This is a genomic window from Streptococcus chosunensis (assembly GCF_003626515.1).
Lineage (GTDB): Bacteria > Bacillota > Bacilli > Lactobacillales > Streptococcaceae > Streptococcus > Streptococcus chosunensis.
This window is the reverse complement of the sequence record NZ_RBCK01000001.1, coordinates 397,519-422,106: the sequence shown is the minus strand read 5'-3', so window position 1 is coordinate 422,106 and position 24,588 is coordinate 397,519. Positions and strand designations below refer to the sequence as shown.

The following is a 24,588-nucleotide window of genomic DNA, read 5'->3' as shown; positions in this document are numbered from 1 at the left end:
ATCAACAATAAAATATTTTTCTTTATACTTCTACTCTTCATCCATGCTCAAGACGCTAAGGAAGGCTTCTTGTGGAACTTCTACTGATCCGATAGCTTTCATGCGCTTCTTACCTGCTTTTTGTTTTTCAAGCAGTTTACGCTTACGAGAAACGTCACCACCATAACATTTAGCAAGTACGTTCTTACGAAGGGCCTTGATATCAGTACGAGCTACAATCTTGTGTCCAATAGCTGCTTGGATTGGTACTTCAAATTGTTGACGAGGGATGATTTTCTTAAGTTTATCAACGATGAGTTTTCCACGTTCGTAGGCAAAATCCTTGTGAACGATAAAGCTGAGGGCATCCACCTTGTCTCCGTTGAGAAGGATATCCATTTTCACCAGCTTAGATGGGCGGTACTCTGACAATTCATAGTCAAAGCTTGCATAACCGCGAGTTGAAGACTTGAGCTTATCAAAGAAGTCAAAGACGATTTCAGCAAGTGGAATTTGATAGATGACATTAACACGGTTATCATCGATATAATCCATAGTCACAAAGTCCCCACGCTTGCGCTGAGCTAGCTCCATTACTGCTCCTACGAACTCCTGTGGTACCATGATTTGCGCCTTAACATAAGGCTCTTCAATGGTCGCAATCTTGGTAGGATCTGGGAACTCAGATGGGTTAGACACATCCATAGACTCGCCGTCGGTCAAGTTGACCTTATAGATAACAGATGGAGCTGTCATGATGAGGTCAATGTTAAACTCACGTTCCAAACGCTCTTGGATAACATCCATATGGAGAAGTCCAAGGAAACCACAACGGAAACCAAATCCAAGTGCCTGAGATGTTTCTGGTTCAAACTGAAGACTAGCATCATTCAGTTGCAATTTTTCAAGCGCTTCACGTAGGTCATTGTACTTGTTTGACTCGATAGGATATAGCCCCGCAAAGACCATAGGATTCATCTGCTTGTAACCATGTAATGGCTCTGCCGCAGGATTGGTTGCCAAGGTAACGGTATCACCCACACGAGTATCCTGAACCGTCTTGATAGACGCTGCAATATAACCAACGTCACCAGTCGCAAGGAAATCACGACCAACTGCCTTGGGTGTAAAGATACCGACTTCCGTAACATCAAAAGTCTTGCCATTGCTCATAAGCTGAATCTTATCGCCAGGTTTAACCACCCCATCCATGACACGCACTTGGAGAATAACCCCACGGTATGCATCGTAAACAGAGTCGAAAATCAAGGCCTTAAGAGGCGACGTCACATCACCCGTTGGTGCTGGTACTTTTTCTACAATTTGCTCTAGAATTTCTTCTATACCAATACCAGCCTTAGCAGAAGCCAAAACTGCTTCACTGGCATCCAAACCAATGACATCCTCAATCTCAGTACGCACGCGCTCAGGGTCTGCTGCTGGCAGGTCAATTTTATTAATGACTGGCATGATTTCCAAATCATTGTCCAAGGCCAGATAAACGTTGGCAAGGGTTTGAGCCTCAATCCCTTGGGCAGCATCGACGACCAAAATCGCTCCCTCACAGGCAGCTAGCGAACGTGAAACTTCATAGGTGAAGTCTACGTGCCCCGGTGTGTCAATCAAGTGGAAAATATAAGTTTCCCCATCTTTGGCAGTATAATTCAGCTCGATGGCATTTAGTTTAATGGTAATCCCACGTTCTCGCTCTAAATCCATGCTATCCAAAAGCTGTGCTTGCATTTCACGACTTGAAACCGTCTCTGTTTTTTCCAAAATGCGGTCTGCTAGAGTTGATTTCCCATGGTCAATATGGGCGATAATAGAGAAGTTACGGATCTTCTCCTGTCGTTTTTTCAATTCTTCTAAGTTCATGATTCTCTTCCTTTCAGGGTATCTATTTATTATAAATTGTTTTTGACATTTTGACAAGACCATACCCTGCTAGGAGTACTAATCTTCAGCAACAAAGCCGTCATTTTCGATAAAGTGGTGTTCTGTCATTCCTTGGTCTGTAAAAACAATCCCGTGAAGGACACCACCATAAACAGCTCCTCCATCCATTCCAATCTTGCCATCTTCTGTAGTCCAAAGCTCAGCTGTTCCACGCTCTTGCTTTAACAAACCATAAACCGGTGTATGACCAAAGACAATGATTTTTCCAGTATGATTTTCTGCTTCGTGGAATGGTTTTCTGAGCCATACTTTTTTATAATCTGTGGTTTCATGCCAGTCATCCAAGGTCAAATCAATACCTGCGTGAACAAATATATACTTATCTGTTTCTACCACAAAAGGCATTTGACGAATAAATTCGACCAAATCCGCTGCTTCAGAAGCAACACGCTTAGCATCCTCAATCCCGTCAACTGGTGCATCCAAGGGACGACCTAGGATAGAGTTAATGGTTGTATCACCACCATTACGACGATAGTGGTCATAGCTTTCTTCTGGGTCATCGAGCCAAGTCAAAAACATATACTCATGATTTCCAGACAAACAGATTGCCCCTTGATTATCGACCAAGTTCTTAACCATCTCTAGGACACGGCGACTATCTTCACCACGGTCAATCAAATCCCCTAGAAAGAGCAACTGGGTCTGACCATCCCATGTTTTGAGAAGGTCTTCCAACATCCCAGCTTTTCCGTGAACATCTCCAATTACATAATAGTCTGTCATCTTATTTCTCCCTGTTTCTCAACAATTCTCTAGCTTGCGTCAGGGCAGCTTCTGTCACATCATCACCTGCCAGCATCTTGGCAACTTCCTCTACTCGCTCTTCAACCGTTAAGAGACGAACAGTCGAAACCGTTGAATGGTCATTACTAATCTTCTCAATAAAGAATTGATAATCCGCAATCGCAATCACTTGTGGTAAATGGGAAATAGCCAGAACCTGACCATGCTGACCAATTTTATGAATCTTCTGTGCAATAGCTTGGGCAACACGACCTGAAACTCCCGTATCCACTTCATCAAAGACAATACTGGTCTTGCCTTCTTTACGTGAAAAGGCAGACTTAATGGCTAGCATGAGACGAGATAATTCCCCACCAGATGCAACCTTAACCAAGGGTTTAAAGTCTTCGCCAGGGTTGGTTGAAATGTAAAACTCAACCATTTCATTGCCCTCACGACTGAATTTGCCCTTGCTAAAACGAACTTGAAATTGGGCTTTCTCCATATAAAGGTCTTGAAGCTCTTGTTTAATCTCAGCTTCTAGCTGTTGAGCCAAGTCATGACGAGCAGATGCAAGCTGACCTGCCAAATCAACAAGATTGACTTCCAATTTCTTGAGCTCTGCTTCCATGTCCTCAGATGAAAGGTTATTTCCTGTCAAGAGATTGTATTCTTCCGTAATCTTGGCAAAATAAAGCAAGACATCGTCTACAGTCCCACCATACTTACGGGTAATGGTATGAAGGAGGTCCAAGCGATTCTCAACCTGCATGAGGCGATTGCCGTCAAAATCAAGATTCTCAATAATAGCTTCCAAACGTTTGCTAATGTCTTCTAAGACATAGTAGGTCTCAGACAGTGAGCTTGAAATTTCACGGTATTCAGGGTCGTACTCTTCGACACTTTCCATATCATTCATGGCTGAACGAACATTGGCTAAACTTGAAAACTCTTCATTGTCCAACATACTATAGGCATTGGTCAGCGTATCCGCAATGTTTTTATGGTTGAGGAGCTTCTCTCGCTCTTGGTTTAGAGCCAGGTCTTCTCCAGCCTGCAAGTTTGCCGCCTCAATCTCTGCCATTTGAAATTCCAACATTTCAATACGAGCCTTGTGTTCCTGTTGGTTTTTCTTGACTTCCAGAACCTGCTTGCGCATTTTACGGTAGGCATCAAAACTCGTCTGATAGGTTTCTTTCAAGTTCCAAAAAGCTGTATCACCAAATTCATCCAACATATGGATATGCAGTTGGGGACGCATTAACTCCTCTTGGTCATGCTGACCATGAATATCTACCAGATGTTGCCCAATAGCACGTAAAACAGATAGATTAACCATCTGGCCATTCACACGGCTGATACTCCGACCATTTTGCAGAATTTCCCGACGGATGATAATTTCATCCCCCATTTCTAAACCTTGCTCATCAAAAATTTCCCGCAAAAGGCGACTATTCTCAACTGAGAAAAGCCCCTCAATCTCTGCCTTTGGCGCACCATGACGAATAACATCTGTCGTCGCACGAGCTCCCAACATCATATTCATGGCATCAATGATAATTGACTTCCCTGCACCCGTTTCACCAGTCAGGACAGTCATACCTTTCTCAAAATTGAGGGAAATAGCCTCAATAATGGCAAAGTTTTTTATCGAAATTTCAAGTAACATATAGACCTACCAATTTTTTACTTGTTCAAAGATTTCCTCAGCTAGACTTTCACTTCTGGCAATGACTAAAATCGAGCTATCATCAGCTAAACAGCTGAAAATCTTGTCCGCAAAAGTCTCGATTAACTGAGCTTTTACAAAAGCTGTATTTCCTGGAATGACTTGAAGATTGATCATCTTATCCATCAATTCTGCTGATTCGATATTGTCTTCAGCCAATTGCAAACTTTTTACGATTGATTTTGGTAATTCATAGACATAGGTGTTGTCTCTCAAAGGAATTTTGACAATGCCTAGCTCTTTGATATCTCGGGATACCGTCGCTTGAGTAGCAGTGATTCCTGCCTCTTTCAAGTGTTCTACAATTTCTTCTTGCGTACCGATTTGATAATCTGTCACAAATCGTCTAATTTTTTCAAGTCTCTCTTTTTTATTCATTTTTAAATTGACTATGCGCCCTCTCTACTACTTCTTCAATTTCAGCAAAAACCTGATTGCTTGCTGACTCTTCTTTTTTCAAATACGCTAAAAACTCAATATTTCCATGTCCACCTTGAATGGGAGAAAAGTCCAAGCCAAGGACTGAAAAGCCTTCCTCTACTGCCATGGTTGTGACAGATTCAAGGACATTCTGATGAACCTTGGAGTCTCGAATGATTCCATTTTTCCCAATCTGCTCACGACCTGCCTCAAACTGGGGTTTAACCAGAGCCACGACCTGACCTTGATCAGCCAAGACACGGTGCAAGGCTGGAAGAATCAGACTGAGGGAAATGAAACTCACATCAATACTGGCAAAGCTCGGCTCCTGCTCGAAATCAGTCTTTTCAGCATAACGGAAATTGAACTGCTCCATGCTGACAACTCGTGGGTCTTGGCGTAATTTCCAAGCCAACTGATTGGTACCAACATCGACTGCAAAGACCAACTCGGCACCATTTTGCAACATGACATCGGTAAATCCTCCAGTAGAAGCCCCGATATCAATCGTAGTTGCCCCTTCCACTGACAAATTAAAGACCTGCAAGGCCTTTTCCAGTTTCAAGCCACCACGGCTAACATACTTGAGTTTTTCACCCTTGAGTTTTAGCTCGGTGTCATCTGGAATTTTCTCTCCTGGTTTATCAAACCGTTCTCCGTTAAGAACTGCTACGACTAGGCCAGCCATCACACCGCGCTTGGCCTGTTCTCGCGTTTCAAACAAGCCCTGTTTATAAGCTAGTACATCCACTCTTTCCTTAGCCATTGATTCTCAAACTTTCTACTACACTTACAATCGATTCTATCTCAAAAGGAACCTGCTGGGCAATGTCGTCTAATTTGGCATTAGCTTGATCCAGAGTCTGGTTACAAAAGGCAATAGCCTCTTCTAAGCCCAACAAAGCTGGATAGGTTGATTTTTCAGCCTGCAGGTCCTTTTGTGGTGTCTTGCCGATTTCCTCAAAACTAGCTGTCACATCTAACACGTCATCTCGAACTTGAAAAGCAAGTCCAATCAATTCACCAACAGTTTTCAGCTTTACCTGCATTTCAGGTGCCAATTCGGCTATGATGGCAGCTGCTTGGAAGGGATAGGCTAGTAACTTTCCAGTCTTATTAGCATGAATAGTCTGGAGTTCTTCCAAAGACAAATGCTGGTGTTCGCCTTCCATGTCCAAAACCTGCCCTGCCACCATGCCCAAACTTCCTGAAGCAAGAGATAAGTTGGCAATCAAGTCCACCTTGATCTGACTTGGCAAATCTGCCTGCGCTATCAAAGCATAAGGATCTAGGAACAAGGCATCTCCAGCCAAAATGGCCATAGCTTCACCGAATTTCTTGTGATTGGTCAATCGTCCCCGACGGTAATCATCATCATCCATAGCAGGAAGGTCATCGTGAATCAAGCTCCCTGTATGAATCATTTCCAAGGCAGCAGCCACCTGCGCGTGAGCAGGTTTGATAGCGACCTGCAAGGCTTCCAAAACTTCTAACAGAAGAAAAGGCCGAATACGCTTGCCACCAGCATGAATGGAATAGAGAACAGACTCTCGCAAACTAGAGGCAAACTGCTGGTCTCCATAAAAATCTTCCAAAACCGACTCAACAAGAGCTAATTTTTCTTGCTTCTTCATTCAAAATCACTTTCTGTTCCGTCTTCTTGCATAACCTTGACCAAGGTCTTTTCAGCCTTGTCCAGCGTCGCTTGGAGCTCTTTTGACAAGACCATGCCCTTTTGAAAGGCAGCAATCGCATCTTCCAGAGCAATTTCACCATTTTCCAAACTTTGGACAATGGTCTCCAGTTCTGCTAGATTTTCCTCAAATTTCTTTTGTTTTGACATCTTTAACCTCTAATTCTACTTGACCATCTCGCATCAAAAGCGTCACTTGGTCTTTTTTCTTCAAACTCTCAACCGAATCAACTACGGACTCTTCTTTTTGGACAATTGCATAACCACGCGCCACGATACGACTGGTATCCAACATCAGTAAGGCTTCTGATAATCTCTTGACTTCAGCAACCTTGGCATCATAAACCAAAGCCATTTGGCTACGCAGGAGCTTATCCAACTGGCCTAGACGATCTTGATAACGTTGGATTTTAGTAACAGGTGATAATTGCACCAGTCGATGCGTCCTTGCTTGGACGACTTGTTTGTTATCAGAAATCCGTGTACGTAAACTTTGTTTTAAGCGCAGTTGCAGTTGATCCAAGCGTTGCATATAGGCATCATACAAGCGCTCTGGCTGTCTAAAGATAACAGACTGACTGCATTTTTTCAAAGCTTCTTGTTTTTTAGATAGGACATTTCGGACTGCCGTTGCCATCCGTTTTTCCTGATTTTGCAAATGAGCTAATATATCCAACTTGGTCACAGGTGTTACTAGTTCAGCTGCTGCCGTTGGCGTCGCAGCGCGGCGATCTGCCACAAAATCCGCCAAGGTCACATCTGTCTCATGTCCCACACTAGAGATAACTGGCAAACGAGATTCAAAAATAGCTCGTACCACAATTTCTTCGTTAAAGGCCCAGAGATCCTCGATGGAACCACCACCACGACCAATAATGAGCAAATCCAAATCGTCCCGTTGATTAGCACGCGCAATATTTCTAGCAATTTCCTCCGCAGAACCCTCACCTTGAACCTTAGTTGGATAAAGTAAGATATCGACACCTGGAAATCGCCTGCTGACTGTCGTGATAATATCTCGAATAACGGCTCCACTACGGCTAGTTACCACACCAATTCGCTTAGCAAATTGGGGCAGAGGTTGCTTGAAGCGTTCTTGAAACAGGCCTTCTTCTGTCAATTTTTTCTTGAGTTGTTCAAACTGAATCGCGAGCGCCCCAACCCCGTCAGGCTCAGCCTTTTCTATGATGATGGAATAGCTACCACTTGGTTCGTAGACCTGTACACGCCCAATCACATTGATCTTCATCCCTTCTTCCAAATCGAAGCCTAATTTCTGATAAATCCCAGACCAGATGGTCGCTTGAATAACTGCATGGTCATCCTTTAGGGAGAAGTATTGGTGAGTAGGTCGTTTACGAAAGTTGGAAACTTGACCAGTTAAATAGACCCGTTCCAAATAAGGGTCTTTATCGAATTTCATTTTCAGATACTTGGTCAAAGTTGTTACCGATAAATACTTTTCCATCTCCACCTACTATTCATTTTCTTGCTCGTTCATGAGTATTATTATACCAAAAATATGCCTAAAAATCTTCATTTATGTACCATTATGAGGGAAAAATAAAAAAGGAGGCAAGGCCTCCACGTCCGATTATTTGCTGTTTCGAGCTTCTTCCAAAATCTTTTCAATCTTGGTCGTCAACAGGTCGATAGCCACTGTATTGCTGACTCCCTCAGGAATGACGATATCCGCATAACGCTTGGTTGGTTCGATAAACTGATGATACATAGGTTTGACTACGCCTAAATACTGGTCAATAACACTATCAAGGCTACGGCCACGCTCTTCCATATCACGCTTGATACGACGAATAATGCGCACATCGTCATCCGTATCCACAAAAATCTTGATATCCATCAAATCGCGCAGGCGCTTGTCCTCCAAGACCAAAATCCCCTCAACGATAAAGACATCTTGAGGTTCCTGACGATAAGTCTTGCTGCTTCGTGTATGCTCTGTATAGTCATAAGTCGGAATGTCCACCGGACGCCCTGCCAACAATTCCTTAATTTGCTCGATCATCAAGTCTGTATCAAAGGCAAAAGGATGGTCGTAGTTGGTTTTGACACGCTCTTCAAAGGTCAAATGAGACTGATCCTTGTAGTATGAATCATGCTCAATCATGGAAATCTTTTCATCAGGAAAATGCGATAAAATGGCTCTTGAAACACTGGTCTTACCTCCACCAGAACCACCTGTCACTCCGATAATGATTGGTCTATTTTGCATGCTATCCTCCGTTTTTTTATCCGTCGTCTATTCTATCACATTTTTTGCAAAATTTATAGTCTGATTTTAGGGCACTCATCTAATAAATTTTAATAGAAATCATGGTATCTGCTTTGATTAACGAAACAAAAAGACTTTGCAATTTTTAAGTAAAAAGGTTTGATATCTATAACCAATTTCGTATAATCTTTATATACGGTTTTCTAAGACTATCTCTTGATTCAGATTAAATTGCTGATGCATGCTTTGCTGTTCCCTCCACTGATTTTTGATTCATCTCTTTCATTTTTTATGATTCTTAACTTCATTTTCTTCTACTATTTTGAGTTTCATCTTAAATAGCAATTATAGAAGCACAATCTTCTCCGAAATGCTCAAAACTTTTTCCACTTTCTATGTAGTACTTAACAATTTCCTCTATTAAGCATTTTTTTCTTAACCTATCATCTTTATCTTCATCTTCTTTAAATAATTTAGGAAAATCAATAGAAAGCCCTTGTTTTTTTATCTGTTGGTAATAGATAATAAGATCATCTTTGTTATTTTTAACAAACATTTCTAAATCTTTCATTGTTTGTACTTCGTTCATATCATTCTGAAATTCTGGATTTGAAAAAGCAATATATTGAGAAGGCTGACGACGTTTGTTTATCTCCTCATTTAATTTATAAATAACAGAAATATCTTTGTCTATTATTTTTGTTAAATACTCACATATTTTAAATCCAAAATAATTTTGATCAAACCAATACTTATCGTCAATCTTTTCAAATTCACGATTTTTTTTATATGTATCAAACAGATAGTTTATGTGCTCCTTCAAAATAGATTTTGAAATAAATTTTGAAATAATTAGTGTCTTATTTGCTAATATGGTCATAATTCTTTGAAACTCTAACTTAACTCTATGAGTGTAAGTTTTTTCAATATTATAATTATCAATAAAATTATGAATACGTTTACTATTAGAATTATCTTTGTAATTAAATTCAACTTCCGGCCAAAATCCCTCGTTTGTATCAACAAATTTTATATCAAAATAATCCTCAATATCAAACTCTTCAAAGTAAGGATGGATTTCACTCTTTTCTTTTATTCGAGACCTTTTACTGTGTTTAGAAGTATTGCACTCTCTACAACATTTAACTAAGTTGATAGGTAAAATAGCAAGCCTAGGTTCACCTTCTCCCCCCTTAGGAATGATATGCTCAAGGGTTACATTAGTTGAAAATACACATTCACAAATAGGACAAATTGCTTGATTATTACTATTTTTCACAACTGGGAATTTTTGAAATAACCCTTTAGATTTTTTTCGGATATGACTATCATACCAAGACGATTCAACCTCACACTGTGATTGAATTAAATTAACATTCAATTCATACAACGAACATATACTAGCTTTACTTTCATATTCCTCATCTAGCTCTATTAAAAATCTACGAAGAACCTTCTTTTTGACAGTATTTGGTAATACCGCTATCACTTCTTCTATAGACGGATATTCTTTAGCTACTCTTTTGATAAGACTTCACCCACTTTCTCTATCTCATCTTTCACTACAAGATACTTCAGAAAAGCTTCATCACCTAGGTATTGACAATCTTCACTTGATAACAGATTAATATCTTCTAAATCATTTTGTCCTTCTCCAATAATTTCTTCCTTTCGATCATTAAAGAAGCTATTATAACCTGTTTGTTGTAATTCCACTCCATATATATTCTTATATAAGGTGTCTAAATTTTGACCATAGGTTTTGTAATAAATATTTGTTAATTCGTGATTAGAATCTAATTTATAGACATTACAATGAGGAATTTCTTGGATGATTACTGGTGAATGTGTAGCCATCAAACAGAAAGCTTTATTATTATCCACTAACTCTGAAACAGCTCTAATAAATGCTTTAACCATAGGTGGATGCATAAACGTTTCTGGCTCATCAAAAATTACCAAGCTTCCTTGATTAATACTTGAAATAAGCTTCGTAATATATAAAAGAATGGTTGCTTGTCCTGAACTTAATGTATCAATTTTTTCAATATCATTCTTAGAAATATTTCTATCTTGAAAAGCATTGATGATATCATCTACCCAAGATTCAAATGTAAAGAAATTCAAACAATCTCCCCACATTTTCAATTTATCTTCAGAAGCAATCAAATCAATCAACAGATTTTGTATATAGTAGGAAAAGCTTTCTTTGATGCTTATCTTACCTTCAAATCCTTCTTTTAGTGTATTCTCAGCAACTAAATACTTACTAGATTTCTGATATAGATACTTCTTCACATCAGTCAGTGCTAATGCTTCGGCTTTCTTTAGTACTTCTAGAATTGGAGGATACTTCACTGAAACAAATCCTACTTTTTCATAGATAATTTCACCGTCTGAGTCTTTCCCTTTATCACTAATTTCCTTACGGCTACCATCTTTATCAAAATTAATAATATTGTCAAATGGACTCAAAGAAAAGTGTAGTATCTGTGAAAATTTCTTATCCCCTGCCATATGTTCACTTATTATCTGATTGATTTTATAGGATTTCCCACTACCATTTCCACCAACAACTGCATAGACATTCATTGGTAATTTTGACTTTCTATTTTTTTTGAAATTTAGCGCCCCTTTATCTATACCATCTTCTTTAAAACTATAATTTATAGATGTTTCTCTATCATCTACCGCCTGTATTATATTTTTTCCATCCCCTGAATAATGCACCGTAGAATTAGAATATCCAAAAACAGTCAATGGATGAAATACTTCCTTGATTTCTTTTAAAGTAGTTGTTCTTAGAAATGAACTATATAAAAAACTATGGTATTCACTATTTGGTGGAGTGAAATCCAAAGTTTGTCCATGTAAATCAGATTTTTTTGAATACTCTATTGCAAATTTTTCCAATACACTTGTGTTATAAGCAAGGTCTCTAGATCGAGTAAACCATTTTTGACGATTTTTATAAGAAAGATATTTTTTTAAAAATTCATAGTACGCCACTTCACCCAAGGAACAAAAATCTTCATCAGGATATTCTCCTTCGCCACTTTTTAAATAATCCATAGAAAGATTATTTTTCGGATTAACTCGTAACTCAAAAGTTTGTTCCCAAATCGTAAAATTTAAAACCAATTTATAACCATAATCATCCCAATCACTATTTTTTATAGACATCTGCTCTACAAAATCATCAAAACTTAAGGAAATAATTTCCTGCAATGTCTCTAAGTATCTCTCATCATCCTTTTCAACTCTTATAAAATGACTTGTAAAAAAATCTTGTTCAATAATAAAGTAACTCTGTCCAATATAGTTTTCGAATTCTGTTAACTTATTATTTTTCGTAATTTCAATATTTCCAGTTTTAGGGCTATCGGTTAACTCAGTGATAACAAAATAATTTTCTAAGTCAGAATTCCAGTCTATTGCTGACTGCGCAAACTTATTGATAATTAAAAAATTACTTTTTTCATATTTTTTTTCTAATTCTTTTAGATCATACTGGACTAATACTCCTTGTTTAGTTATTTTATAAAAACTACTTCTACTTTTTAACCAGTCAATCTCCGAATACTCACTTCTAATTCTTTCAATAATTTCGCTAACACTCATTTTTAAGAAATTCCTTTCATTTTGTTATCATTATATCAAAATACAAATATAATGCCCTAGTTTTGTATGTAGTCGCTTTCATTGACTTCCTTCTTCGATATGCATATTAACACCTAGTGACAACTTACCCAAATCTATAATGAGAAATTAAAAAGACAGCAATGACTAGCCAAAAACCTTTCTTGGTTTGTAGAAATTGTCCCTTTTTTCTAGAATAGCTAGCAATTTATCTCCCTCAAAGGCAGCCAATTCCTTATCCGACTGATCGAGCTCGATAAAACGACCAAAGCGTACTTCTGTAGCCTCTTCTTGAGTTAGGAAAACTTTAACAAGGTCGCCTGTCCCAATCTCTAGAGGATGGAGAAAGTCCAATTGAACAGCCTCCACTTTTTCAGCAATTTCTTCCAAGGTAAGAGCATCTTCTAGTTGCAAACCAGCTGCACTAGTACGAGTTAACTGAGACATATGGGCAGTATAGCCAAGTTTTTCTCCCAAGTCAACCGATAAGGTACGAATATAGGTTCCCTTGCTACATTTCACACGGAAAGTAAAACGTGCAAGATGGACATCATAAGAAATCGGACTTGTTCGTTCAAATTGATAAATAGTCACCTGACGTTCTGGACGTTCTACTTCCTGACCAGCACGCGCATACTCATAGAGCTTACGACCATTAACCTTAACAGCCGAATACATAGGCGGAATCTGAGTAATAGGCCCAGTCAAGCTAGTAATGGCTTCATCAACAAGCTTTTCATCCAAGGGCGACAAAACAGGGGTCTCTGCGACCACTTCTCCACTGGCATCCTCGGTCGTTGTTGAATAGCCAAGAGTGATTTCACCCTCATAGACCTTGCCCTCATCCTGCATAAACTCGACCATGCGTGTCGCCTTGCCAACCGCAATGGGCAAAACACCCACCACATCCGGATCCAAGGTCCCACCATGACCAATCTTCTTAGTTCCCAAAATCTTACGCAGTTTAAAAACCGCATCATGCGAGGTCATCCCCGCTTCTTTTTTTAAGTTGATAATACCGTTCATTTTTGCTTTCTCACTCCCCCTTCAGCGCTTCAAACTTCGCTTTCATGGTTGGATTTTTTCGAGTCAATTTTTTGACCGAAACATCTTCCAATTTATTGTTTGCGAGACGGAGTTGGTTTTCAGATGTGGTTAGGAATTTCTTGACCTCTTCCATGCGTTTGATAGCCTTATCAATTTCATCGATAGCTTTGCCAAAGTTGGTCGAAGCTGAATTATAGTTCTTAGCAAAAGCTAGCTTGAAGGCATCCAAGTCTTCCTCAAAGTGCGTAATATCAATATTTTGCTCCCGAACCAAGGCCAACTCCTGCTTATATTTTAGGGAATTAAGCGCTGCATTACGCAAGAGCCCAATCAACTGGATAAAGAATTGAGGACGAACCACATACATCTTTTCATATTCATGACTTACATCCACGATACCCGTGTTGAAATAGTCGTTATCGGCCTCAAGCATAGTCACCAAAACAGCATATTCACAGTTCTTCTCCCGACGGTCCTTGTCTAATTCCTTGTAAAAATCTGCATTCTTGTGCTTCTTCTCTGTTCCGTCCGCTTCATTTTTCATTTCAAACATGATGGAAATAATTTCGACCCCATTTTCATCACACTCACGGAAGATAAAGTCGCCTTTGGAACCACGCGCCGAGACCTTGTTATCCTTCTCAAAGTAGGCATTTGGAAAGGCAAAACTACGGACCTTGTTAAACTCACTCTCTGCATAGTGTTCTAGACTTTCCCCGATAGCTTTTGTAGATTGTTGAGCCTTAAAATTCTTATAAAATTCGACTTGTTCACTGGCTGCTTTAAGCTGAGCTTCATAATTTTGTTTAAGAGAAGCCAAAGATAACTCATTTTCTTTTTCTTGTAAAAGAAGCTTATTTTTAACCTGATCTCGTTCTTTTTCTAGGTTAGAAAGTGTCTTTTGCAGTTGATTTTCATGCTCTAAACGCAAGGTTGCCAATTGGTTTTCCAAGGCTTGTACTTCCTTATCCTTAGCCAATAAGGCCTGATTGCTTGTCTGTTCAACCTCTTTCTTGGCCAATTCTTTTTCTGTATCAAAGTTTTGGATTTGACTCCGCAATCGCGAGATTTCTTGGTCTTTTTGAGCCAGTTTAGTCTGTTGTTCATTCATAGCCTTTTGCTCAGCCAAGGCCAGTTCCTGCTTCATGCGGTCGTGTAATTCCTTATCAAACTCTGCCGTTCTCACTTGGGACAAGAGTTCGGCATACTGGCTTTCATTTACTGTAAAGACTTCCCCACAGTTAGGGCATTTGATTTCGTTCATATCGTTCCTCTTTCTAGACTTCTGTAACCATTATATCATGCCTGAAGGAAAATCAAAAACAGCGAGTCGAAACCCACTGTTTATCTTCTTTTTCTTTAAATTTTTTCCAAGGCCAAGCGCAAGTCTTCAATCAAATCTTCTACATTTTCAAGACCGATTGACAAACGAATTTGATTTGGTGTGACACCTGCTGCTTCTAGATCTTTTTCTGACAATTGACCGTGAGTGGTTGTAGCTGGATGAACAACCAGCGATTTAGCATCTGCCACGTTTGCTAGGTCAGAAAAGATTTCTAAATGATCAATCACCTTGCGTGCTTCTGCCTCCCCACCTTTGACATGGAAAGTAAAGATTGAACCCACACCTTTTGGCAAATATTTCTCAGCCAAGGCATGATAAGGACTGTCTGCAAGTTTTGGATAGTTTACCTTTTCTACCTTAGGATGGTTTACAAGGAAATCAACAATTTTCTCTGCATTTTGCACATGGCGTTCCACGCGAAGAGAAAGTGTTTCAAGTCCTTGTAGCAAGAGGAAGGCATTGAATGGTGACAAGGCTGCACCTGTATCACGAAGCAATTGAACACGAACAGCGATAATAAAGGCTGCTGCACCCACATCACGAGTATAGCTCAAATTGTGGTAGCTTGGGTCTTCCTCAACAAATTGAGGGAATTTTCCTGAAGCCGCCCAATCAAAACGCCCGCTATCGACAATCACTCCTCCAATTGTCGTACCATGTCCACCGATAAACTTAGTCGCAGAGTGAATGGCAATATCTACACCGTGAGAAAAAACGTTAATCAAATAAGGTGTAGCAAAGGTATTATCGGAAACAAGTGGAATCTGATGTTTATGAGCAATCTCAGCCAATTTTTCCAAGTCAGGAATGTTAATCAAGGGATTGCCCAAGGTTTCAATCAATACAAGCTTGGTATTGTCTTTGATTGCTGCTTCCACTTCCTCCAAATTATCAATATCGACAAAGGTTGTTGTAATCCCATAACGAGGAAGTGTTTCTTTCAAGAGATTGAAGGTTCCGCCGTAAATAGTTGAGGCCGCTACAACATGGTCTCCAGCATGGGCAAGCGCTAAAATCGTATAAGTCACCGCGGCCATCCCTGATGCTGTTGCAAGAGCTCCAACACCACCTTCAAGAGCAGCGATTCTTTCTTCAAAGGCCGCTGTTGTAGGATTGGTAATACGAGTATAGATATTTCCTGGTTTTCTCAAGGCAAACAAATCCGCACCTTCCTGCGTATCATCAAAAACAAAGGATGTTGTTTGATAAATTGGTACTGCACGAGACTTGGTGGCTGGATCCACAACTTGACCAGCATGTAGTTGCAAAGTTTCAAATTTAAAATCACGAGTCATAAAACGACCTCCAAATAGTTTGATTAAGGATATTGTAGCACCTTAAGTTATAGTTTACCAATATCAGTTTTCTATATTTTGATATAAGAAATAGCTATTACCTTATTTTAAAAAGGAAAAAAGCACGACTCAATCGTGCTCATTTCCTTAATCTACATAAGTATCTTCGTTTTTATTTAGGAAGGCGTATGGAAGGCCCATCAAGAGACCACCACCAATGAAGTTCCCAATGAAGGTTACACCCCAGTGACGAAGCATATTTCCAACACCGAAATTAGCAATTGAATCAGCTGCAACACTGAATTTCACAATCGCGAAAGAAGCAAAGTTCGCAGCGATGTGCTCGTTTGTTAAGAATACAAACATGTAAATTGCTGATAAAACGAGCCAAAGTTTGGCACCACCATCTTTGACTAAAACAAATGAAAGAATCGCAATATTTACGAAAATATTGGCTAAAATACCTTCAAGTAAGACTAGCTCATTGGAGCGGCCTAACTTCATCTCAACAACACCTGAGATGAAACTATCGTGTGTCAGATGTGCATAGGCTGCTGAGTGGGCAAAGCCCCAACCTGCTATCAAGGCTCCGATAAGGTTGAACAAGGTACAGTATAGTAAAATCTCAGCTGTTTTTCTCCAAGAAATTTTTTTCAAGAAACTACCAGCAGTCAAGAACATCATGTTTGATGTTACCAACTCGGCATTCAAGAAAACAATGTAAGCCAAGCCCCAAGCAAAGACAAATGGGAAGAGGAAACGTCCACTACCTGGCGCAATTTTATTAATCAAGTCAGCCCCAACTGCACCAGCAGCTGTACTGAAGGTTAAAAATGCACCTGCGAACATAGAACGAATCGCATACTTAAATTTGCTTTGACTATAAAGACTTTCCTTCTTCTTGCAAGCAAATTCAATCTTTGAGATAAATTCTGAAGAAACCATAATAAACTCCTAAAACTTTTATTTGTGATAATTATATCACAAACTTTAGAATTAAGGAAACGTTTTCTGTATTTCATAAAAGTTTATTTTACGAAAATATTAAAAGAATCAATGAAACTTAATCTTCACTGATTCTTTTAGAACTAATAAAATTGTTTATATGGTTGATTGAAGGCTGTCAGAATTTCATCAGATGTTTGTGAATAATCTTTTGTTTCTTTCAAATCACCCTTTACAATGATCCGCTCAGTAGCTGCTGCATCCTCACAAGTTACTAAAGTAATTTCATCAACACCCGTTCTGTCATCAATTTCATCTACTCTATCTGGTGTAACGCGTTTCACTTCACTAATTTCATAGGTATACACTTTATTTTTATCTGTCAAGTGAATTTTCATCCCTTTTTTTGCACGATCTAGTGGAGAAAAAAGCATCTGACTAGCATTATCACCTGTGAAAATATGATGGCTGGCTAATGAATAATTCCCTTTCCCCATTACTTGGTCACGCTTCATGGTACCCGCACCATATAAAAGATTAACATTTGCAATTCCCTTAAAGATAGGTAAATTAATTTCAAGTTCAGGTATTGCAATTCCTCCGATAACAGGTAATTTTTGATTATCCCATTGAGAGGCTAAAACAGCTTCAGAGGAAATAGCTTTCACTGAATCAAAATCAAAATTTCCCTCTGTATCCTGATTTTCTTCTATTTTTTCTTTTGATACTTGACTAACTTGGTATTTATTACTATTCCAAGCAATAAAGGCATCACGAATCTTTGCATTAAAAATTAAAGCAATAGAGATCAGTATGAGAAATACAGCCAAGATATTTGTCAGCAGATTTTTTCGTTTGATTTTCTTATTATTCTTTTTATGAGACATTATGCTTCACCTTCTGTTTCGTTTTCTGCCCCAACTTCTTCTTTTTCTGCCGCTGTAACCGTAGTAAAGGTTACAATTTTAGCATCTTGATCCAGGCGCATAACTTTAACTCCCATAGTTGAGCGACCTGTTTGTGAAATATTGGCAACGTTGGTTCGAATCATGACACCTGTATCAGTGATAATCATCAAATCTTCATCGCCTTTAACTGTCATAAGACCAGCAAGGGAACCATTCTTTTCAGTAATTTTAGCAGTTTGCATCCCTTTACCACCACGACCTTTTGTTGGATATTCAGTCGCAACGGTGCGCTTACCATATCCTTTTTCAGTGATGATCAGAACCTCATCCTGGTCTGTAATCACACTAGCACCAACAACTGTGTCCCCATCACGGAGATTAACACCTTTCACACCCGTAGCGATACGACTCATTCCACGAACGGCTGATTGATTAAAGCGAATTGCATAACCAAACTTGGTACCAATGATAATGTCCGTATCTTCTTCCGTCAACAAGACATTAATCAACTCATCTTCATCTTTGAGGTTCAGTGCTTTAAGTCCATTTTGACGAATGTTAGCAAATTCCTTAACGCTGGTTCTCTTCACAATACCATGACGAGTTGTGAAGAAGAGATAAGCGTCATCACTGCGTTCAGAATCAACATTGATGATGGTTTGAATACTTTCGCCTTCATCCAATTTCAAAAGATTGACAATCGGCAAGCCCTTAGCAGTACGGCCATACTCAGGAATTTCATAGCCTTTCAGGCGATAGACGCGTCCTTTATTTGTAAAGAAGAGTAGGTGATCATGGGTGCTAGTTGATACTAACTCACGAACAAAATCGTCATCCTTAACACCTGTACCTTGAACACCGCGCCCCCCACGTTTTTGAGCAGTAAATTCGCCTTGGTCCAGACGTTTGATGTAACCCTTGTTAGAAAGAGTGATTAAGACATCTGATTCTTCAATCAAATCTTCATCTTCAAGACTCAAGACTTCACCAACCATTAATTCCGTACGACGTTGGTCGCCAAACTTACGCTTAACTTCGTCTAATTCATCTTTAATGATTTGAGAAACACGTTCAGGCTTAGCAAGAATATCTGCTAAATCGGCAATCAAAGCCAAGAGATCATCATACTCAGACTGAATCTTATCACGTTCCAAACCTGTCAAACGACGAAGGCGCATATCAAGGATGGCTTGACTTTGACGTTCAGAAAGCTTAAATTTGCTCATCAACTCAGCTTGTGCTTCCGCATCCGTTTCACTAGCACGGATGATACGAATCACTTCGTCGATATGGTCTAGTGCAATTAAGAGACCTTCCAAGATATGAGCACGCGCTTCTGCTTTTTCCTTATCAAAACGAGTACGACGAACAACCACTTCTTTTTGGTGCTCGATATAAGCATCCAAAATCTGACGAAGAGACAAAATCTTCGGCACCCCATTTTGGATAGCAAGCATATTAAAACCAAAGTTGGTTTGCATCTGGGTCATCTTGAAGAGGTTATTGAGGATAACATTTGCGGATGCATCCCGTTTGACCTCTATTACGAAACGAACTCCTTCACGGTTTGACTCATCACGGACTGCTGTGATGCCCTCAATGCGTTTTTCCTGAACCAAACGAACAATATGCTCATGCACCTTTGTTTTATTGACCATATAAGGAAATTCTGTTACAACAATACGCTCACGGCCAGTCTTAGTTTCTTCAATTTCAGTACGAGAACGAAGAACAATAGAACCTTTACCAGTTTCGTAAGCCTTATGAATGCCTGATTTCCCCATAACCAGGGCACCAGTTGGAAAATCTGGCCCAGGCAAGACTTCCATCAAATCCTTAGTGGTCACTTCAGGATTGTCCATGACCAACTTCACAGCATCAATAGTTTCACCCAAGTTATGAGGTGGAATATTGGTTGCCATCCCAACGGCAATACCAGTTGCTCCATTAACTAAAAGATTTGGAAAGCGTGCTGGCAAAACCAAGGGTTCACGTTCATTGGCATCATAGTTATCAACGAAATCAACTGTATTTTTGTTAATATCACGAAGCATTTCCAGAGCAATCTTGCTCATACGTGCCTCAGTGTAACGCTGGGCGGCAGCACCATCACCATCCATGGAACCGAAGTTCCCATGACCATCTACAAGCATGTAACGGTAACTCCACCATTGAGCCATACGAACCATAGCTTCATAGATAGAGGAATCCCCGTGTGGGTGGTATTTACCCATAACATCCCCTGTAATACGAGCAGATTTTTTATGTGGTTTGTCTGGAGTAACACCCAATTCATTCATTCCATAGAGAATCCGACGGTGAACGGGTTTCAAGCCATCTCGAACATCAGGAAGGGCCCGCGCTACGATAACACTCATGGCGTAGTCGATAAAGCTCGTCTTCATCTCCTTTGTCAGATTGACATTCACTAAATTTCTATCCTGCATTAATAAATGCCTCATTTCACTATTAGTATAAATTATATTATACCATAATGTCCGCCATATTTCAGGTATCTAAAACCACTAAAACGTTTACATCAAGAACTGAAATGCATATCCGTGACAAAGCTTTTTAAAAGTGATAAAATTGAAATAACTGGGGAAATCCCTGAATAAAATTAAGGAGATGTTTAGAATAATGACTTCAACTAAACAACACAAAAAAGTTATCCTTGTCGGTGATGGTGCTGTAGGTTCTTCTTACGCTTTTGCACTTGTTAACCAAGGAATTGCACAAGAGCTTGGAATTATCGAAATTCCACAATTGCATGAAAAAGCTGTTGGTGACGCGCTTGATCTTAGTCACGCCCTTGCTTTCACTTCACCTAAAAAAATCTATGCAGCTCAATACTCTGACTGTGCAGACGCTGACCTTGTTGTAATCACTGCAGGTGCGCCTCAAAAACCAGGTGAAACTCGTCTTGACCTTGTAGGTAAAAACCTTGCTATCAACAAATCAATCGTAACTCAAGTTGTTGAATCAGGTTTCAAAGGTATCTTCCTTGTTGCTGCTAACCCAGTTGACGTCTTGACTTACTCAACTTGGAAATTCTCTGGTTTCCCTAAAGAACGTGTTATCGGTTCAGGTACTTCACTTGACTCAGCTCGTTTCCGTCAAGCACTTGCTGAAAAATTGGATGTTGATGCTCGTTCAGTGCACGCCTACATCATGGGTGAACACGGTGACTCTGAGTTCGCTGTTTGGTCACACGCTAACATCGCTGGTGTAAACCTTGAAGAATTCCTTAAAGACACTCAAAATGTTCAAGAAGCTGAATTGATTGAATTGTTCGAAGGTGTTCGTGATGCAGCCTACACAATCATCAACAAAAAAGGTGCAACATACTACGGTATCGCAGTAGCCCTTGCTCGTATCACTAAAGCAATCCTTGACGATGAAAACGCAGTACTTCCACTTTCAGTATTCCAAGAAGGTCAATACGGAGTTGAAAACGTCTTTATCGGTCAACCAGCTGTTGTTGGGGCACACGGTATTGTTCGTCCAGTAAATATCCCATTGAACGACGCAGAAACTCAAAAAATGCAAGCATCTGCTAAAGAATTGCAAGCTATCATTGACGAAGCATGGAAAAATCCAGAATTCGAAGCAGCTTCTAAAAACTAATTGTAACTAGGTTCTCATTTAATGAGAACTCCACACCGAAGACAAACATCATTTTAGTGTTTGTCTTTTTTATTTCTTCAGCTCTACTATCCTTAAAATAAGTTGAACCCTCTATAAAATACTTTTCAATGCAAAACAAAAAACTTTCCCTCCCTGTTTTCCTTGCTTTTTCCGAACTAAGTCAATCTTAACTTCCAGTTGCTCACTTATAAACTTAGCTTTATTATCTAACACTTGGTAAGTATATTTGTGGTTAAGCGTGTAATAATCAACATGATTGCAATCGTAGTCTCATTTTTTTATGAAACATGGCAAACATCTCACAACTTTTCTTACCCCTATTTTACGATTTCACACAAAGAAAAACCCTTAGAAACTTTTAGTCTAAGGGCTTTCTATTCAATCTGTCACTTATGAAATGAGAACTTTTTCTTTTACTATAAAGTCTAAGATTGTACTTTTAAAAATATTACTTATCTCACTTCTTATGTCTTATATTGGAAACTCGAATACAAACACAACAACTCAAATATACTCTCACCATACAATAGATAAAATAACCTGTAGATGATACTATGAAAAATGATAAGATATAGCTTTAAAACATTTTATTCCTGCAATCTCTCATACAATTCTTGCATTTGCACATCATCTGGAACCAGTTTTAAGTAAGCTTGAGCATTGACTTTTGCTTCTTCAAAGTAGCCCAATTCACGCAAGAGATAGATATAGTGTTCCAGAAATTCGGGATTGTCCTTCAAATCTCCTGCCAACTCTTTGTAAAGCTCATAGGCAGTATCCAAATCATCCACTTCTTGATAGGAACGAGCAATCATCCACTTGGTCAAAAGATTCTCTGGCTCATCACTTTGTAAGTCTAGAATATCCTCATAGCGCTCCTGTTCTAGATAAATAGTTGCTAAACGGAGTAAAATTTCTTCTGTATCCTCAGCGTCTGCTTTAGCAGTAAGGAGGTAGTTTTCTGCACCACTAGCATCATGTAATTCATAAGAAAATTGTGAAGCCGCTAACAAGAGTCTTGTTTCAAAAGGATTTTTCTCCAAACCTTGCTTAGCAATACGCAGGGCTTCTTGAACTTGATGTTCCTTATGTAAGGCCTGACTGTAACCATACTCATAGCCTTCAAAATCAGGTGAAATGGTATCAAGTTGCTTAAAGTAGAGGACAGCTTTTTGGTATTCTTCTTGATCAAAGTAAAGACTGGCCAACTCAAAAGCTGTTAGGTCATCGTATTCTAACTCCAGGGCTTTTTCTAAAAACTCTGTAGCTGTTTCAAATTTCCCTAGCTGGGCATAGGCAAAGCCAATCCGTTGATAGGTAGAAATACCTGTTTGCTCATAAATAGTACGATTATCTAACTGAGCATAGCCTTGAATAGCCTCTTGGTAATTTTCCAACTCACTATCCAACTCTGCCAAACCCAATATCAAGAGAGGATCCTCTGAATAGGTCAAAGCCTCCAGCAATTTCTCACGCGCCACATCAGTCAAACCTTCCATCTGGTAAAGGTCTGCCTTCAAGGCCAAAGCCGAAACATACCAGTCACTGTCAGCTTGAATTTCTTCTAGATGGGCAAAGGCTTCCTCGATTTGACCATCCTCGCTAGCAATAGCTGCCAGATTAAGATGAACCTCTGGAAAATCCTCTACGATTTTCAGGTAAATGTCCTTGGCCTGAGGATAAAAACCAATCCCTTCAAGATAAGTTGCCAACTCATACAGAAGGTCACTTGGATCATTTTCTAAAGCTTTAGCGAAATAATGCTCAGCCTTGGTTAAATCTTGCTCCTCCAAAGCCTGTAACATCTGTTGACTATTGTTCACTCTTGACTTCCTCTCCCTCTAGTTCATATAGGCCACTAACTACCTTATACCATTCAAAAATCGCTGAAATGACAACCTTTGCAGAGGCATAAACTGGAATACCGAGCAAGACTCCCCAGATACCAAACATAGAGCCCGAAGTTAACAAGACAAAGAGAACATTAATAGGATGGATGTTTAATTGACTTCCCAAAATCAATGGAGAGACAAAACGGCCTTCAATAGTTTGTTCTACTATAAAGACAATCACTACTTTCAAAAGCATGACTGGCCCAGCAATCAAGCCCAATACTAGGGCAGGAAGCATGGCTAAGAAGCTACCCAAATAAGGAACCAGATTTAAAATACCAGCAGTAACACCCAGCGTAACCGCATAGCGTAGACCGATAATCTTGAAAAAGATGATAAACATTACTGCTACAATAATAGCCACTGTTACTTGCCCTCGAACATAGTTGGACAACTGTTGATTCACATCTGATAAAACTTGTCCTACTGGTTCTTTCAATTTTGTTGGCATGAATTGGGTCAAATAGTTGCGCAATCCTTTCCCATCACGCAAAAGGTAAAAGAGCATGAAAGGAACGATAATCAAGGCAACAATCACTTGAGATGCCCCGCTAATAAATGCACTCACCCAATTGACTGCCTGAGATGAAACCTTACTTGCCCAAACTGTAGCCTGACTAGAGAAGTTTGTTAAAACTTGCTCTAATTGAGGTCTGAAATCATCTGGTAAACGCTTGGTGACCAAATCATTAACAACTCTGTCTGCATCTTCGAGGTAGACTGGAACATTCCTTGCAAAACTTAAAACTTGACGTTGCAGATTTGGAATGGCGACTGCCAAGCCCCAAATGATAAAGAGAGCGATGATGACAAAGACAATACTGATTGCTATGACGCGATTAATCTTATGCTTCTCCAACCAATCAACAATGGGATTCAGTAAATAGTATAGTAAACCAGATAGAATGACTGGCAACATCACGACTGCCAAAAAGTCTAGAACCGGTGAAAATAGAAAACTAATCTTGCTTAAAATAAAAAGATTCAGTCCCAATAATAAGGTTACCAAAAATACCGTAATTGCCTTGTTATCCAAAAACCACTTGAAAAACCAAGATAGGCTAAAATGTTTCTCTTTTTGCTCCATAAATACTTCCTTTCTATTGTTCTCCCATTATACCATTTTTAAATCA

At 39.3% G+C, this 24,588-nt stretch carries 20 protein-coding genes; 1 reads left to right on the top strand and 19 read right to left on the bottom strand.

All coding sequences use genetic code 11. The annotated features are described in order from the left end of the window. Positions 1-30: 30 nt before the first annotated feature. The 17 genes from lepA to gyrA all read right to left on the bottom strand — a co-directional run bounded on the left by lepA (position 31) and on the right by gyrA (position 20,362). The gene (gene lepA / locus D7D54_RS02050) at positions 31-1,854 is read right to left on the bottom strand and encodes a translation elongation factor 4 (RefSeq protein WP_084926386.1); all 1,824 of its coding nucleotides are present in this window, start codon (positions 1,852-1,854) and stop codon (positions 31-33) included. 78 nt (positions 1,855-1,932) lie between these two features. Further along, positions 1,933-2,661: a metallophosphoesterase family protein gene (locus tag D7D54_RS02045; RefSeq protein ID WP_020901450.1), complete on the bottom strand. Its 729-nt coding sequence runs from the start codon at positions 2,659-2,661 to the stop codon at positions 1,933-1,935. A gap of 1 nt (position 2,662) precedes the next feature. Continuing rightward, positions 2,663-4,330 carry a DNA repair protein RecN gene (gene recN, locus D7D54_RS02040; protein ID WP_120718700.1) on the bottom strand — a complete coding sequence of 556 codons (1,668 nt, stop codon included), beginning with the start codon at positions 4,328-4,330 and terminating at the stop codon, positions 2,663-2,665. Positions 4,331-4,336: 6 nt separating this feature from the next. Continuing rightward, positions 4,337-4,768, bottom strand: coding sequence for an arginine repressor (locus D7D54_RS02035; protein WP_020900686.1), 432 nt, complete (start codon positions 4,766-4,768; stop codon positions 4,337-4,339). After that, positions 4,761-5,576, bottom strand: a complete 816-nt coding sequence (locus D7D54_RS02030; protein WP_120718699.1) for a TlyA family RNA methyltransferase — start codon at positions 5,574-5,576, stop codon at positions 4,761-4,763. Before D7D54_RS02030 ends, D7D54_RS02035 begins: the two co-directional genes overlap by 8 nt. Then, positions 5,569-6,444, bottom strand: a complete 876-nt coding sequence (locus tag D7D54_RS02025; RefSeq protein WP_120718698.1) for a polyprenyl synthetase family protein — start codon at positions 6,442-6,444, stop codon at positions 5,569-5,571. Before D7D54_RS02025 ends, D7D54_RS02030 begins: the two co-directional genes overlap by 8 nt. Beyond that, a complete protein-coding gene (locus D7D54_RS02020) occupies positions 6,441-6,653 on the bottom strand; it encodes an exodeoxyribonuclease VII small subunit (protein ID WP_000043226.1) in 213 nt (70 codons plus the stop codon). Before D7D54_RS02020 ends, D7D54_RS02025 begins: the two co-directional genes overlap by 4 nt. Beyond that, entirely contained in the window at positions 6,631-7,971 is a 1,341-nt protein-coding gene (xseA, locus tag D7D54_RS02015; protein WP_120718697.1) for an exodeoxyribonuclease VII large subunit, read from the bottom strand. Before xseA ends, D7D54_RS02020 begins: the two co-directional genes overlap by 23 nt. Before the next feature lie 126 nt (positions 7,972-8,097). Then, positions 8,098-8,736 (bottom strand): uridine kinase, encoded by a 639-nt coding sequence (gene udk / locus D7D54_RS02010; protein WP_001181377.1) that lies wholly within the window; start codon positions 8,734-8,736, stop codon positions 8,098-8,100. A gap of 334 nt (positions 8,737-9,070) precedes the next feature. Then, entirely contained in the window at positions 9,071-10,225 is a 1,155-nt protein-coding gene (locus tag D7D54_RS02005; protein ID WP_020901457.1) for an HNH endonuclease, read from the bottom strand. A 26-nt stretch (positions 10,226-10,251) separates the two neighbouring features. Then, positions 10,252-12,357 (bottom strand): AAA family ATPase, encoded by a 2,106-nt coding sequence (locus D7D54_RS02000; RefSeq protein ID WP_020901458.1) that lies wholly within the window; start codon positions 12,355-12,357, stop codon positions 10,252-10,254. 165 nt (positions 12,358-12,522) lie between these two features. After that, a complete protein-coding gene (gene truB, locus D7D54_RS01995; protein ID WP_020901459.1) occupies positions 12,523-13,401 on the bottom strand; it encodes a tRNA pseudouridine(55) synthase TruB in 879 nt (292 codons plus the stop codon). A gap of 10 nt (positions 13,402-13,411) precedes the next feature. After that, positions 13,412-14,686 carry a DUF2130 domain-containing protein gene (locus tag D7D54_RS01990; RefSeq protein WP_020901460.1) on the bottom strand — a complete coding sequence of 425 codons (1,275 nt, stop codon included), beginning with the start codon at positions 14,684-14,686 and terminating at the stop codon, positions 13,412-13,414. Positions 14,687-14,781: 95 nt separating this feature from the next. After that, entirely contained in the window at positions 14,782-16,062 is a 1,281-nt protein-coding gene (locus D7D54_RS01985; protein ID WP_020901461.1) for an O-acetylhomoserine aminocarboxypropyltransferase/cysteine synthase family protein, read from the bottom strand. A gap of 147 nt (positions 16,063-16,209) precedes the next feature. Then, entirely contained in the window at positions 16,210-17,007 is a 798-nt protein-coding gene (locus D7D54_RS01980; RefSeq protein ID WP_000254778.1) for a formate/nitrite transporter family protein, read from the bottom strand. Positions 17,008-17,150: 143 nt separating this feature from the next. Beyond that, entirely contained in the window at positions 17,151-17,894 is a 744-nt protein-coding gene (locus tag D7D54_RS01975; RefSeq protein WP_120718696.1) for a class A sortase, read from the bottom strand. Continuing rightward, positions 17,894-20,362, bottom strand: a complete 2,469-nt coding sequence (gene gyrA, locus D7D54_RS01970) for a DNA gyrase subunit A (protein ID WP_020901463.1) — start codon at positions 20,360-20,362, stop codon at positions 17,894-17,896. The genes D7D54_RS01975 and gyrA overlap by 1 nt, the downstream gene beginning before the upstream one ends. Before the next feature lie 193 nt (positions 20,363-20,555). Here gyrA and D7D54_RS01965 point away from each other — a divergent pair, with 193 nt between their 5' ends. Then, complete coding sequence (locus D7D54_RS01965) at positions 20,556-21,542, top strand: L-lactate dehydrogenase (RefSeq protein WP_020901464.1); 987 nt, start codon at positions 20,556-20,558, stop codon at positions 21,540-21,542. A gap of 608 nt (positions 21,543-22,150) precedes the next feature. Here D7D54_RS01965 and D7D54_RS01960 read toward each other — a convergent pair. Both D7D54_RS01960 and D7D54_RS01955 read right to left on the bottom strand, forming a co-directional pair. Beyond that, positions 22,151-23,386 carry a tetratricopeptide repeat protein gene (locus tag D7D54_RS01960; RefSeq protein WP_162496583.1) on the bottom strand — a complete coding sequence of 412 codons (1,236 nt, stop codon included), beginning with the start codon at positions 23,384-23,386 and terminating at the stop codon, positions 22,151-22,153. Next, the gene (locus D7D54_RS01955; protein WP_020901466.1) at positions 23,376-24,542 is read right to left on the bottom strand and encodes an AI-2E family transporter; all 1,167 of its coding nucleotides are present in this window, start codon (positions 24,540-24,542) and stop codon (positions 23,376-23,378) included. The genes D7D54_RS01960 and D7D54_RS01955 overlap by 11 nt, the downstream gene beginning before the upstream one ends. Positions 24,543-24,588: the final 46 nt, after the last annotated feature.

What these genes read in the sequence shown, in the direction of transcription:
- lepA (WP_084926386.1), bottom strand. Translation starts at nt 1,854, where the DNA reads ATGAACTTAGAAGAATTGAAAAAACGACAGGAGAAGATCCGTAACTTC.
- D7D54_RS02045 (WP_020901450.1), bottom strand. Translation starts at nt 2,661, where the DNA reads ATGACAGACTATTATGTAATTGGAGATGTTCACGGAAAAGCTGGGATG.
- recN (WP_120718700.1), bottom strand. Translation starts at nt 4,330, where the DNA reads ATGTTACTTGAAATTTCGATAAAAAACTTTGCCATTATTGAGGCTATT.
- D7D54_RS02035 (WP_020900686.1), bottom strand. Translation starts at nt 4,768, where the DNA reads ATGAATAAAAAAGAGAGACTTGAAAAAATTAGACGATTTGTGACAGAT.
- D7D54_RS02030 (WP_120718699.1), bottom strand. Translation starts at nt 5,576, where the DNA reads ATGGCTAAGGAAAGAGTGGATGTACTAGCTTATAAACAGGGCTTGTTT.
- D7D54_RS02025 (WP_120718698.1), bottom strand. Translation starts at nt 6,444, where the DNA reads ATGAAGAAGCAAGAAAAATTAGCTCTTGTTGAGTCGGTTTTGGAAGAT.
- D7D54_RS02020 (WP_000043226.1), bottom strand. Translation starts at nt 6,653, where the DNA reads ATGTCAAAACAAAAGAAATTTGAGGAAAATCTAGCAGAACTGGAGACC.
- xseA (WP_120718697.1), bottom strand. Translation starts at nt 7,971, where the DNA reads ATGGAAAAGTATTTATCGGTAACAACTTTGACCAAGTATCTGAAAATG.
- udk (WP_001181377.1), bottom strand. Translation starts at nt 8,736, where the DNA reads ATGCAAAATAGACCAATCATTATCGGAGTGACAGGTGGTTCTGGTGGA.
- D7D54_RS02000 (WP_020901458.1), bottom strand. Translation starts at nt 12,357, where the DNA reads ATGAGTGTTAGCGAAATTATTGAAAGAATTAGAAGTGAGTATTCGGAG.
- truB (WP_020901459.1), bottom strand. Translation starts at nt 13,401, where the DNA reads ATGAACGGTATTATCAACTTAAAAAAAGAAGCGGGGATGACCTCGCAT.
- D7D54_RS01990 (WP_020901460.1), bottom strand. Translation starts at nt 14,686, where the DNA reads ATGAACGAAATCAAATGCCCTAACTGTGGGGAAGTCTTTACAGTAAAT.
- D7D54_RS01985 (WP_020901461.1), bottom strand. Translation starts at nt 16,062, where the DNA reads ATGACTCGTGATTTTAAATTTGAAACTTTGCAACTACATGCTGGTCAA.
- D7D54_RS01980 (WP_000254778.1), bottom strand. Translation starts at nt 17,007, where the DNA reads ATGGTTTCTTCAGAATTTATCTCAAAGATTGAATTTGCTTGCAAGAAG.
- D7D54_RS01975 (WP_120718696.1), bottom strand. Translation starts at nt 17,894, where the DNA reads ATGTCTCATAAAAAGAATAATAAGAAAATCAAACGAAAAAATCTGCTG.
- gyrA (WP_020901463.1), bottom strand. Translation starts at nt 20,362, where the DNA reads ATGCAGGATAGAAATTTAGTGAATGTCAATCTGACAAAGGAGATGAAG.
- D7D54_RS01965 (WP_020901464.1), top strand. Translation starts at nt 20,556, where the DNA reads ATGACTTCAACTAAACAACACAAAAAAGTTATCCTTGTCGGTGATGGT.
- D7D54_RS01955 (WP_020901466.1), bottom strand. Translation starts at nt 24,542, where the DNA reads ATGGAGCAAAAAGAGAAACATTTTAGCCTATCTTGGTTTTTCAAGTGG.